Annotated in this window: 12 protein-coding genes; 11 read left to right on the top strand and 1 reads right to left on the bottom strand. The window is 71.9% G+C overall.

Annotated elements, in window-relative coordinates:
• The first annotated feature begins 102 nt into the window (after window positions 1-102).
• From ACWCRB_RS45900 to ACWCRB_RS45890, 3 genes are all read left to right on the top strand, one after another.
• Window positions 103-594: an acetate--CoA ligase family protein gene (locus tag ACWCRB_RS45900; RefSeq protein ID WP_451001758.1), complete on the top strand. Its 492-nt coding sequence runs from the start codon at window positions 103-105 to the stop codon at window positions 592-594.
• 12 nt (window positions 595-606) lie between these two features.
• A complete protein-coding gene (locus tag ACWCRB_RS45895) occupies window positions 607-2,295 on the top strand; it encodes a (2,3-dihydroxybenzoyl)adenylate synthase (RefSeq protein WP_451001757.1) in 1,689 nt (562 codons plus the stop codon).
• 445 nt (window positions 2,296-2,740) lie between these two features.
• Window positions 2,741-3,448, top strand: a complete 708-nt coding sequence (locus ACWCRB_RS45890) for a maleylpyruvate isomerase family mycothiol-dependent enzyme (RefSeq protein ID WP_451001756.1) — start codon at window positions 2,741-2,743, stop codon at window positions 3,446-3,448.
• Window positions 3,449-3,631: 183 nt separating this feature from the next.
• Here ACWCRB_RS45890 and ACWCRB_RS45885 read toward each other — a convergent pair whose 3' ends face one another.
• Window positions 3,632-4,423 carry an IclR family transcriptional regulator gene (locus ACWCRB_RS45885; RefSeq protein WP_451001755.1) on the bottom strand — a complete coding sequence of 264 codons (792 nt, stop codon included), beginning with the start codon at window positions 4,421-4,423 and terminating at the stop codon, window positions 3,632-3,634.
• A 337-nt stretch (window positions 4,424-4,760) separates the two neighbouring features.
• Here ACWCRB_RS45885 and ACWCRB_RS45880 point away from each other — a divergent pair, with 337 nt between their 5' ends.
• The 8 genes from ACWCRB_RS45880 to ACWCRB_RS45845 form a co-directional block, all read left to right on the top strand.
• Window positions 4,761-5,747, top strand: coding sequence for an amidohydrolase family protein (locus ACWCRB_RS45880; RefSeq protein ID WP_451001754.1), 987 nt, complete (start codon window positions 4,761-4,763; stop codon window positions 5,745-5,747).
• A 16-nt stretch (window positions 5,748-5,763) separates the two neighbouring features.
• Window positions 5,764-7,314 carry a bifunctional 3-(3-hydroxy-phenyl)propionate/3-hydroxycinnamic acid hydroxylase gene (locus tag ACWCRB_RS45875; protein WP_451001753.1) on the top strand — a complete coding sequence of 517 codons (1,551 nt, stop codon included), beginning with the start codon at window positions 5,764-5,766 and terminating at the stop codon, window positions 7,312-7,314.
• Window positions 7,311-8,606, top strand: a complete 1,296-nt coding sequence (locus ACWCRB_RS45870) for an MFS transporter (RefSeq protein WP_451001752.1) — start codon at window positions 7,311-7,313, stop codon at window positions 8,604-8,606. The genes ACWCRB_RS45875 and ACWCRB_RS45870 overlap by 4 nt, the downstream gene beginning before the upstream one ends.
• Window positions 8,603-9,721 (top strand): maleylacetate reductase, encoded by a 1,119-nt coding sequence (locus ACWCRB_RS45865; protein ID WP_451001751.1) that lies wholly within the window; start codon window positions 8,603-8,605, stop codon window positions 9,719-9,721. Before ACWCRB_RS45870 ends, ACWCRB_RS45865 begins: the two co-directional genes overlap by 4 nt.
• Window positions 9,718-10,683, top strand: a complete 966-nt coding sequence (locus tag ACWCRB_RS45860) for a dioxygenase family protein (protein WP_451001750.1) — start codon at window positions 9,718-9,720, stop codon at window positions 10,681-10,683. Before ACWCRB_RS45865 ends, ACWCRB_RS45860 begins: the two co-directional genes overlap by 4 nt.
• Window positions 10,684-10,688: 5 nt before the next feature.
• Complete coding sequence (locus ACWCRB_RS45855; RefSeq protein ID WP_451001759.1) at window positions 10,689-11,444, top strand: CoA transferase subunit A; 756 nt, start codon at window positions 10,689-10,691, stop codon at window positions 11,442-11,444.
• Window positions 11,444-12,091, top strand: a complete 648-nt coding sequence (locus ACWCRB_RS45850; RefSeq protein ID WP_451001749.1) for a CoA transferase subunit B — start codon at window positions 11,444-11,446, stop codon at window positions 12,089-12,091. Before ACWCRB_RS45855 ends, ACWCRB_RS45850 begins: the two co-directional genes overlap by 1 nt.
• Window positions 12,088-12,509: thiolase family protein (locus ACWCRB_RS45845; RefSeq protein WP_451001748.1), on the top strand; the 422-nt coding region annotated here is incomplete at its 3' end. The genes ACWCRB_RS45850 and ACWCRB_RS45845, both read left to right, overlap by 4 nt.

Here is a 12,509-nt window from a genome sequence, read left to right as displayed (position 1 = left end):
GTCGTGAGGCGGCTGGTCGTTCGTTCATCGTCCTGCCGTGCCGGTCTCACCGGTGCCGTGCGGTGGGGTCATCGACCCCGCCGTCCGCCGGGAGACGCGACCGTGCTGCACAAGACGGAGGTCGGCGGGGTCCGGCTCGGGGTGCGTACCCCGGCGGAACTCGACGCCGCTCTCGACGCGATCGAGGCGGGCACGGGTGCGCAGCGCTTCTTGGTGGAGTCGATGGCTCCTTCGGGAGCAGACTTGGTCGTAGGGGCCCGCCGGGACCCGGTGTTCGGCCCTGTCGTCCTGGTCGGGCTCGGCGGCACGACCGCCGAGGCGCTGGCCGACGTGGCCCTCCGGCTCGCGCCGCTCGCACCCGCCGAGGCCGCCGACATGCCCGCCGAACTGGCCGGACACGCCCTCCTCGACGGCTGGCGCGGCGGTCCCGTCCTCGACCGCGACGCACTCGGAGAGATCGTGGCGGCCCTCGGCGATCTGCTCGCCGCCCACCCCCAACTCGACGAGATCGAAATCAACCCGCTGCGGCTCACCGACCGGGGCCTCGTCGCCCTGGATGCTGTGTGCGTCGCCGCCCCCAACAGAGCCGAATGAGGTAGGTGTCCGATGGCCGCACCCATCACCGAGGGCACGGTTCCCTGGCCCGAGGCCGATGCCGCCCGCTTTGTCGCCGCCGGATACTGGGCCGGCCGCCCCCTGGGCGACCTGGTGCGCGAGGCGGCGGACCGTCACCCCGACACGACCGCCCTGGTCGACGGTGAACTGCGCCTGACCTACGCCGAACTGGCCGACCGCGCCGACGCGCTGGCCGGCCGGCTGCTCGACCTCGGGCTCGCCGCCGGGGACCGGATCGTGGTCCAGCTGTCCAACGGCTGGGAGTTCACCGCCCTGACCTGGGCCTGTCTGCGCGCCGGCATCGTGCCGGTGATGGCGCTGCCCGCGCACCGCCGGATGGAACTCGCCTATCTGGCCGCGCACTCCGAGGCCGTCGCGATCGCCGTACCCGACCGGCTGCGCGACTTCGACCACCAGGCGCTCGCCCATGAACTGGGCAAGGAGGCACCCGGCCCCTGGCACGTCCTGGTGGCGGGGGAGGAGGTCGCCTCCGGCAGCCTGGACATGCGTGCCCTGTGCGCGCCGGGCGAGGACCCGGCGGCCGACCGGGCCCGCCTGGACGCCGCGCCGCCCGGCAGCCGTGACGTCGCCGTGTTCCTGCTGTCCGGCGGCACCACCGGCCTGCCCAAGCTGATCGCCCGCACCCACGACGACTACGCGTACAACGCCCGCGCCAGCTCCGAGGTCAGCGGCGTCGACCAGGACACCGTCTACCTGGTGAGCCTGCCCGCCGGACACAACTTCCCGCTGGCCTGCCCCGGCATCCTGGGCACCCTGCTGGCCGGCGGCAAGGTCGTCATGCTGCCCAGCCCGGAACCGGCCAGGGCGTTCGCCGCAATCGAGGCCGAGGGGGTGACCCACACCGCTGTCGTCCCCGCCGTCGCCGGACGCTGGCTGGAACACGCCGAGCGGCATGGCGCGCACCAACTGGCGAGCCTGCGCGTGCTCCAGGCCGGCGGCGCGCGGCTGGCCGACGAGCTGGCCCGCCGGGTCCGTCCGGTGCTGGGCGCCACGCTCCAGCAGGTGTTCGGCATGGCCGAGGGCCTGCTGAACTACACCCGCCTCGACGACCCCGAGGACGTCATCTGCACCACCCAGGGCCGCCCGATGTGCCCGGACGACGAGGTACGCCTGGTCGACCCGTTCGACGAGGACGTCCCCGAGGGCGAGCCCGGCTCCCTTCTGACCCGCGGCCCCTACACCCCGCGCGGCTACTACCGGGCCCCCGAGCACAACGCGCGGGCGTTCACCGACGACGGCTGGTACCGCAGCGGCGACATCTGCAGACGTACGCCGGAGGGCAACCTCGTCGTCGAGGGCCGCGACAAGGACATGATCAACCGCGGCGGCGAGAAGATCTCCGCCGAGGAGGTCGAGAACCTCGTCTACGAACTGGCCGAGGTGAGCCAGGCGGCGGCCGTGGCCATGCCCGATCCCGAACTCGGCGAACGCGTCTGCCTCTACGTCGTCACGAAACCGGGGCACGACGCCCCGACCCTCGACGGCATCCGTGGAGCCATGGAGGCGGCGGGGGTGGCCCGCTTCAAACTCCCCGAACACCTAGTGTGCGTCGCGGAGTTGGCCGCCACCAAGGTCGGCAAGATCGACAAGAAGGCACTCCGCGCGGACATCGCGGCCCGGCTGGCCCCCACGGAAACGGAAGAGGGGAGCGGGCAGTGAGCGGCGGACACCGGGGTCGTGGGTGCGGTGGTTGCGCGGGGGTGGCTGGCGTGCCGGTGCTCTCGCGTTGCGGTGGGCCCTGGGACGGCCGTGGTTCCGCCGGTCCGCCGCCGCTCCCTCGCCGTCGTGGGTCCGGTGGTCGCGCGGGGGCAGCCGGCTCGGTGTTCATCCTTCGTCGAGGCGGGTCGTTGTACGGCGGAGGTTCCGGCGGTCCGCCGTCGCTGCCTTGCCGTCGTGGGTGCGGTGGTCGCGCGGGGGCAGTCGGCGTGCCGTTGCTCTCGCGTCGCGGTGGGTGCCGGGACGGCAGCGGTCCCGGTGGTCCCGGGACCTGGGAGCGCACCGGGCCCGGCGGCCCGCCACCACCTGGGCGCCGCACGCCCCGGAAACCCACCGCAGCCGGTGACCGACGCCGCCACCCCGCCGCCGCAGGCCCCAGGAGCACCCCATGACGAGCCGCGACCGACACGACCTCACCGCCACCCTGTCCTGGATGCGCGACGGCACCGCCCTTCTGCTCGCCGTGGCCGACCGGCTCACCGACGACGACCTGCGCGCCCCGAGCACCCTGCCCGGCTGGACCAGGGCGCATGTCATCGGCCACCTCGCGCGCAACGCCGAGGCCCTCGGGCGGCTCGCCGCCTGGGCCCGTACCGGCGTTCCGACCCCGATGTACGCCGACCGGGAGCAGCGTGCCGCCGAGATCGAGGCCTCCGCCGATCTGCCGCCCGCTGAACTGCGGCGGCAGCTGAAAACCACGGCCGCCGAACTGGACGACGCCCTCGCGGCCCTCGACGCCAGCTCCTGGCAGGCGGAGGTCCGCAGCGCCCTGGGCCGTACGATCCCCGCCGCCGAGATCCCCTGGATGCGGGTGCGCGAGGTGTGGCTGCACGCCCTGGACCTCGATGCCGGGGCGACCTTCGCCGACCTGCCCGTCGACGTCGTCGACACCCTGCTCGACGACGTTACCGGCGCCCTCTCCGCCCGCCCGCACTGCCCGTCGGTCCGCCTCGCGCCGACCGACCGGGACCGTACCTGGACCCTCGGTCCGTCGGGGGATCCGGAGGCGGCCGAGGCACCTGCGGCGGAGCTGCTGGCCTGGGTCACCGGGCGTGGGGGTGGGCCCACGTCGGTGGTCCTGCCGCCATGGCTGTGACGATCGGGGGTCCGGGGCGTCTGCGCCCCGCGGTCCGCCCAACAGCTCCCAGCGCGACGGCTTCGGCCGAGAACCACCTCGGGCGCGCCACGGCCCGCAGGAGACCGCCCGTCGGCGGACCGGCCGACCGGATGCAACACGTCCGTACAGGCCCGACGGGCGTCGCGCCCGGCAGCCACCGCCCTACGGCAGATACCCCAGCTCCTCCGAGGCCGCGGCCACCGTGGCGAGCAGTTCGGCGGTCACCTCGGCGAGGTGCTCCGGCGTGCCGGCGCTCTCCGGCAGGACGACGGAAATGGCGAGCGGCAGCGGGTCGTTCGCCGCGAACACGGGTGCCGCGACGGAGATGATGCCCGGGATGACACCGCTGTGCGTCACGACATGTCCGTCCTCGCGGACCTGGGAGCGCGTGGCCGCGAGGCGCTCGCCCGTCCAGTCGGCCTCCTTGCCGCGCAGCTCCTCACGCAGCACCTCGTCCGTGAGGCTCTCGGGCAGGTAGGCCAGGAAGACCTGGCCGACGGACGACGTGAGCAGGGGGAGGGTGGCGCCGACCCGCACGGTCAGCGGCAGCGGGCGGGTCCCGTACGCCCAGCTCACCACGAGCGGGCCGCGGTCGCCCCAGACGGCCAGGTTCACAGAGTGGCCCGTGCTGTCGCGCAGCCGCATCGCGTGCCCGCTCGCCACGGCCACCTCGTTGGTGCGCCGCAGCGCCTCGGCGCCCAGGCGGCGCATCGAGGCGCCGAAGTCGTAGAGCCCCGACGCGGGATCCTGCGAGGTCAGCCCGATGCGGCCGAGGCTGACGAGATAGCGGTGCACCTTGCTGGGCTGCATCCCGCTCGCCTGCGCGATCGCCGACAGGCTCAGCGCCCCACCGCCGTCCTCCAGGGCAAGCAGGACCCGCATCGCCATCTCGACGGACTGGATGCCCTGACGCTCCCCGTTCTCCTTGCTCTCCTTGGGGTCGGTCGTGGTCACAGCGCGGCACTCCTCTGCAGGTGGACGAAGGTATGCAGCCTATCGACGCGCCGAGCGCCGACCCCCGATCGCAAACAGATCTTACATTCACTATTGCGGAACGCGTTACGTTCTGGTGAACTGCGAGAGCGGTGGCAGTCACCTCCCCCGACTGCCCCGCCCCACCGGCGGCCCGTTTCGCAGCCGCCCGGAGCCGCTCGCTCTTCGGCGCACACACCCGCGCATCCCAACCGCCCCGGCCACTCACACCGAGCCGGGCGCCGCCGCACCCGTACCAGCCCCGCACCCGCGACCTCGACCGCAGACGCGTACGAGATCACCCGAGGAGAACTCCGCAATGAAGCTGATCGGCCTCGAAGAACACTTCGTGACCCCGGACCTCGTGGGCCACGGCACCTCCACCGCGTCCATCGCCCAGCCCGGCGCCTGGGCCGAGGCCTCCCGCCGGCTCCTCGACCTCACCGAGGAGCGCCTCGACGCCATGGACGCCGCCGGCCTCGACATGCAGGTCCTCTCCCTCAACTCGCCCGGCATCCAGGCGGAGAAGGACCCCGCAGCCGCCGTACGCCAGGCGGTCACCGTCAACGACTTCCTCACCGGAGTCATCGCCGAGCACCCCGACCGCTTCTCCGGCTTCGCCGCGCTGCCCCTGCAGGACCCGAAGGCCGCCGCCGACGAACTGGAGCGCGCGGTCACCCAGCTCGGCCTGCGCGGCGGCCTCGTCAACGCCCACACCCGCGGCAGGTACCTCGACGACCCCGAGCTGCGCGTCGTCTGGGAGCGCGCCGAACATCTCGACGTACCGCTCTATCTGCACCCGGCCAACGGCGTCGACACCGCCCACGTGCTCTCCGGACACCCCGAACTCGTCGGACCGATGTGGAGCTGGGGCATCGACACGGCGACCCACGCCCTGCGCCTGATCTTCGGCGGCGTCTTCGACGACTTCCCGAACGCCAAGCTGCTGCTCGGTCACATGGGAGAGGGACTGCCCTTCGTGCTGTGGCGCATGGACTCCCGCTGGAACTTCCACGCGCACCACGGCATCGAGCTGAAGCGCGGCCGGCCCTCGGAGTACATCCGGCACAACCTCTACATCACGACCAGCGGCGTCTGCTCCTCCGCCCCGCTGCTCACCGCCCTGCTGTCGATGGGCGCCGACCACATCCTCTTCGGCACCGACTACCCGTTCGAGGACATCGGGACGGCCACGAGTTTCCTCCGGGACGCGCCGATCAGCGACGCCGACCGGCTCAAGATCGGCCACCAGAACGCCGAGAAGCTCCTCGGCCTCACGACCGTGCCCGCGCTCGCGGGTGCCTGAGCGGAAGGGCACGCACGTGTACGACGTCGCCGTCATCGGGTACGGGCCCGTGGGCATGGCCACCGCGGCGCTGCTCGGTCAGGCAGGCCACGACGTGGTCGTCCTGGAGCGCTATCCCACCCTCTACAACCTTCCGCGTGCCGCCATCTTCGACGACGAGACGATGCGGACCTTCGACCGCATCGGCATCTCCCAGGCCCTGCTGCCCACGCTGCACGTCCAGCGGAACTACGAGTGGCGCAACGGCGCGGGCGAACTCCTCATCGAGCACGACTTCGCCGCCGTCGGCGGCCAGGGCTGGGCGGAGTGGTACATGATGTACCAGCCCTACCTGGAGGACGCCCTCGACGGAGTCGTCCGCGGCCTCGAGAACGTCGAGATCCGGATGAACTCCCCGGTCACCGGCGTCCACAGCATGCACCACGGCGTGGACATCCAGGTCGAGGGAAGCGACACGGTCGTCTCGGCCCGGTACGTCGTCGCCTGCGACGGCGGCAACAGCTTCACCCGCACCTGGCTCGGCATCGGCCAGGAGGACTACGGGTTCTCCGAACCGTGGATGGTCTGCGACTTCCGCCTGACCGGTGCCGCTGACATTCCCAAGGCCCGCCAGGTCTGCGACCCCGAGCAGCCGGTGTCGGTCATCTCGCTGGGCCCCCGTCACCACCGGTTCAGCTTCATGCTCGACTCGGCGGACGACTTCCCCGTCGAGCGGGAGCCCGACCGGGTGTGGGCACGCGTCGGCGCCTACATCGGCCGCGACCAGGCCGAGCTGATCCGCGTCGCCACGTACACGTTCCGCTCACTCGTCGCGGAGCACTGGCGCAGCGGACGGGTCCTGCTCGCCGGGGACGCGGCCCACCAGATGCCGCCCTTCCTCGGGCAGGGCATGTGCTCGGGTGTACGGGACGCCCAGAACCTCGCGTTCAAACTCGACGCCGTCCTGCGCGGCGCCGACGACGCGCTCCTCGACACCTACCAGAGCGAACGCGAGCCGCACGTGCGGGCGATCATCGCCAAGGGCATCGAACTGGGCCGTGTGCAGACCATGCGCGATCCGGTGGCCGCCGCCGAGCGCGACGCCCGTCTGCTGGCCCAGCGCGCGGCGAACGGCCGCCCCGACAAGATGCGCTTCCCGGGCCTCGGCCCCGGACTGCACGACGACTCCCCGCAGGCGGGCCACCTGATGCCGCAGGGCCGCATCGAGGTGCACGGCACCGAAGGGCTCTTCGACGCCGTACTCGGCCGCGGATTCACGCTCCTCGTCGACGGGCGCGAAGGCGCCTCGCTCGACGCCTCGACCACGGAAGTGGCCGCGCGCCTCGGCGTGGCCGTCCACCACCTCACCGACCGCCGCCTCACCACCCAGGGGATCACCGACATCGACGGTGTCTACGGCCGCTGGTTCGACGAGACCGGCCGCGGTGCCGTCCTGTGGCGGCCCGACTTCTACGTCCTCGGCACCGCGAGCGCGCCGTCGGACGTACCGGCGCTCCTGAAAACCCTTGCATTTGCAATCGAACCCACTCAGACTCCTGCCACCGTCACAGAAGGGATCCGGCGATGACAGTGCCGTCCGCCACCCGCCCACTGGTCCGCCGCGGAATATCCGCAAAAACGTTCATGCTGCTGGCTGCCTGGATCGTCGCCTCCCTGGAGGGCTACGACCTCGCCGTGTACGGAGTCAGCGTCCCCGCACTCCTGGGCGACCCCTCCCTCGGCATCGACAAGTCGGAGGTCGGGTCCATAGGATCCACCGTCGGCCTGGGGATGCTCATCGGCGCGGCGCTCGCCGGAGCCCTCGTCCACCGCACGGGACCCCGCCGTCTCCTGGTCGTCGGCGCCTCCGTGTTCTCGCTCGGCATGGCGCTCAGCGCCGCCGCCGGTGGCGCCTCGTCCCTGGGTGCCGGACGCCTCGTCGTCGGCCTCGGTCTGGGCGTCGTCCTGCCCACGCTCAACGCCTTCGTCGCCGACCTGAGCGAGCCGGAGCATCGCAGTCGCAACATCACCCTGATGATGAGCGGCTACGCGGCCGGCGCCCTGCTCTCCCCGCTGCTCGGCACCGCCCTGCTCCCCGACGTCTCCTACCGCTGGCTGTACGTGATCGGCGTGCTGCCCGTGTTCGTCGCCGTGCCGCTTCTGCTCCGGCTGCCCGAGAGCCCCTTCCACCTCAGCCGCACCGGCCGACCGGACGAGGCACGCGCGGTGGAGGCACGCCTCGGCCTCGCCCGCTCCGACGCCGAACCGGCGTCCGACCCGGGCCGCTGGCTCGGCCTCGGCTCACTCCTGACGGGCGGCCTGGCCCTCTCGACCGTTCTCTTCTGGGCCATGTCGTTCTGCGGACTCCTGCTCGTCTTCGGCATCAGCACCTGGCTGCCGAGCATCATGCAGGCCGCCGGCTTCTCCCTGGGCTCCGCGCTGCTGCAGACGGCAGCCATGTGGCTGGGCGTCGGATGCGGTGTCATCGTCGGCGGCCGGGTCGCGGACGCGCTCGGCGCCCGCCGCGTCGTGATCGCCGCGTTCCTGGTCGGCACCGTGAGCCTCATCGCGATGAGCACCCGCCCGCCGACCCCCGTCATGTTCGTGCTCATGTTCGTCAGCGGCTTCGGGTTCATCGGCTCGCAGATCCTCGGCAACGCGTTCATCGTGACCAGATACCCGGACGCCCTGCGCGCCAACGGCCTCGCCTGGGCCCTGTCGGTCGGCCGGTTCGGCGCGATCGTCGGACCGTCGCTGGGCGCCTTCGTCCTCGGCTCGGGCAACGGCGTCGAATGGGCCTTCTACGCCTTCGCCGTACCCGCGCTCATCGGCGCACTCGTGGCGGGCGCCGTACCACGGGCCCGGCTGGCGACGGCATGACCATCACCACCCCCGCACCGACGGTCTACGAATCGTGGGCGCAGCGTGTCGTGTTCGGCTCGGGCACCGCCCGGGCCGACGTGGCCGCCGAGGTCACCGGGCTCGGCGCGCGCCGGGTCCTGGTGGTCGCGGCCGAGGGAGAACGTGCCCTGGCCGAGCGGATCTGCGCGGACGTACCCGTCGTGGCGACCTTCAGCGCGGTCAGGCCGCATGTACCGGCCGAGGTGGCAGAGGCCGTACGGGAGGCTGCCCGCACCCACGGCGCCGACCTCCTGCTGAGCGTGGGCGGCGGATCGACGACGGGCACGGCCAAGGCGGCGGCCCTGACCACCGGACTGCCGATCCTCGCCGTCCCCACGACCTACGCCGGCTCCGAGGCGACCCCCGTCTGGGGCATGACCGAGGACGGCCACAAGCGCACCGGCGTCGACCCGAGAGTGCTTCCGCGGGTCGTCGTCTACGACGCCACGCTGATGCTGTCGCTGCCGACGAGGCTGTCGGTGACCTCCGGCCTCAACGCCCTCGCCCACTGCGTCGACGCCTGGTGGGCACCACGGCACAACCCGATCAGCTCGGCGCTCGCCGTCGAGGGCGTCCGGTCACTGGCGTCCTCGCTGCCCCGCATCGTCGCCGACGGCCAGGATGTCGCGGCACGCCACGACATCCTCTACGGCACCTACCTCGGAGCCGTCGCCTTCGCCGGGGCGGGATCCGGGCTGCACCACAAGGTGTGCCATGTCCTCGGCGGCGCGTACGACCTCGAACACGCCGCCCTCCACTCCGTGATCCTGCCGCACGTGGTCGGCCTCAACCTGTCCGCGGCACCCGACGCGACCAGACACCTCGGTGCCGCGCTCGACGAGCACACCGACCCCTTCGGCGCGCTGCTCGCCCTTTACAAGACACTCGAACCCCCGTGTTCGCTGCGGGAGTTGGGGCTCGCGGAGGAGGAACTCGACCGGGCCGCCGACCTGGTCATGGCCCAGGTGCCGGACTCCAACCCGCGCCGGGTCACCCGCGACGAGATGCGCGAGCTGCTGGGGCGCGCGTGGCGGGGCGACACCCCGGTGCCGGTCCCTCTCACCTCCGTCCGCACGAAAGAGCAACTCCGATGACTGAGACCGCTGAGACGACTGCGACTGCGACGGCAACGGCGACGACGGAACAGCAACTGACCGACAAGGTCGCCGCGAGTTTCGACGGTGCCAAGGACGAACGGTTCCGCGAGGTGATGCAGGCGCTGGTCAGGCACGCGCACGCGTTCGTGCGCGAGACCCGGCTCACCGAGGAGGAGTGGAACACGGCCATCGAGTTCCTGACGGCTGTCGGTCACATCACGACCGACACACGCCAGGAGTTCGTCCTGCTCTCGGACGTTCTCGGCATCTCCATGCTGACCGTGGCGGTCAACGAACCGGGCCTGGACGAGGGCACGGAGTCCACGGTCCTCGGCCCGTTCTTCGTCCAGGACTCGCCCGGGATCGAACTCGGCGGCGACATCGCGGGAGGCGCGACCGGCGAGCCGTCGTGGGTCAGCGGCATGGTGACGGACACCGACGGTGCCCCGGTCGCGGGGGCCCGTATCGAGGTCTGGGAGGCCGACGAGGACGGCATGTACGACGTCCAGTACGACAGCGGCGAACTCGCGGGCCGCGCCCACCTGTTCACCGACGCCGAGGGCCGGTACCGCTTCTGGGGCCTCACCCCTACGCCCTATCCGATCCCGGACGACGGTCCCGTGGGCCGGCTCCTCGACCACGCCGGCCGGTCACCGATGCGCGCACCACACCTGCACTTCATGGTGACGGCCCCCGGATTCCGGCGTCTCGTCACGCACATCTTCGTCGCGGGGGACCCCGGTCTGGACACCGACTCCGTCTTCGGTGTGAAGGAGTCGCTCGCGTACCGCTTCGACCGTCACGAGGCGGGCGTTCCGGCACCGGACGGCCGTCGGCCGCCGGGGACATGGACCTCCGCGACCTTCGACATCGTCCTCAGGAGAGAGGTCGGCGGGCCGGCCACCCCGCCCGCGACCCACCCGTCCGTGCTCGACGACTCCGCCGAGGCAGCTGTCTGATGGGCATGGACAAGGTGGTCGCCACGGCTGTGGAGGTGGTGGCTGATGTGCCGGACGGTGCGTCGCTGGCGGTGGGTGGTTTCGGGCTGAGCGGTGTGCCGAACGTGCTGATCCAGGCGTTGTACGAGCGCGCGGTCAGTGGTGTGTCGGTGGTGTCCAACAACTGCGGGGCGATGGAGTCCGGTCTGGCGGTGCTGCTGGCGGCGGGGCGGATCGCCCGGGTGACGGGTTCGTACATCGGTGCGAACAAGGAGTTCGCGCGGCAGTATCTGGCGGGTGAGCTGGAGGTGGAGCTGATCCCGCAGGGCACGCTCGCCGAGCGGCTGCGCGCCGGCGGCGCCGGCATCCCCGCATTCTTCACTCCGGCCGGGGTGGGTACGCAGGTGGCGGAGGGCGGGCTGCCGTGGCGGTACGACGGTTCCGGTGGCGTCTCGCTGGCCTCACCGCCGAAGGAGGTACGGGAGTTCGACGGTACGGAGTACGTGCTGGAGCGCGGTATCCGCACCGACTTCGCCCTCGTGCGCGCCGCGAAGGGTGACCGGCACGGCAACCTCGTCTTCAGCAAGTCCACCCGGAACTTCAACCCGCTCGCCGCGATGGCGGGCCGGATCACCATCGCCGAGGTGGAGGAACTGGTCGAGCCCGGCGAGATCGACCCGGACGCCGTGCACCTGCCGGGCATCTTCGTCCAGCGCGTGATCGCGCTGACCCCCGAGCAGGCGGCCGACAAGATGATCGAGCAGCGGACGGTGAGCAGCTGATGGCCTGGACACGCGAACAGATGGCCGCCCGTGCCGCCCGTGAGCTTGAGGACGGGCAGTACGTGAACCTGGGGATCGGGTTGCCGACGCTGATCCCGAACTACCTTCCTGCGGGGGTGGAGGTGGTCCTGGAGTCGGAGAACGGCATCCTGGGCACCGGCCCCTACCCCACCGACGACCAGGTCGACCCCGACCTGATCAACGCGGGCAAGGAGACGGTGACCGTCCTGCCGGGCGCCTCCTTCTTCGACTCGGCGCTGTCCTTCGGGATGATCCGGGGCGGGCACATCGATGTCGCCGTGCTGGGGGCGATGCAGGTCTCGGCGGGCGGGGACCTCGCCAACTGGGCGATCCCGGGCAAGCTGATCACCGGGATCGGCGGCGCCATGGACCTCGTGCACGGGGCCCGCACGGTCATCGTCGTCATGACGCACACCGCGAAGGACGGCTCCCCGAAGATCCTGGAGCAGTGTGAACTGCCGCTGACGGGCAGGGCGTGTGTGAACCGGGTCATCACCGATCTGGGTGTTCTCGATGTCACCACAGACGGGCTGGTACTCGTCGAGACCGCGCCGGGTGTCACGGCCGAGGAGATCGTGACGAAGACCGCCGCGAAGGTCCGCATCCCCGAGGAGATCCAGCCATGACGCACGGCCTGTCCCGCCGTCTCCAGGACGTCTATATCGTCGACGCCGTCCGCACCCCGATCGGCCGCTACAACGGCGCCCTGGCCTCGGTGCGCCCGGACGACCTCGGCGCCCACGCCCTCCGCGCACTCCTCGCCCGTGCGCCCGACCTGGACCCCTCCCGCATCGAGGACGTCTACTTCGGCAACGCCAACGGCGCCGGCGAGGAGAACCGCAACGTCGCCCGCATGGCCGCCCTCCTCGCAGGCCTGCCCACCTCCGTCCCCGGAGTCACGGTCAACCGCCTGTGCGCCTCCGGCCTCGAAGCCGTGATCCAGGCCGCTCGCGCCATCGCCCTCGGCGACGCCTCCATCGCCCTCGCGGGCGGCGTCGAGTCGATGACCCGCGCCCCCTACGTCCTGCCCAAGAACGACCGCCC

The organism is Streptomyces sp. NPDC002156, assembly GCF_053593675.1.
This window is presented reverse-complemented; position numbering and strand designations above follow the sequence as displayed.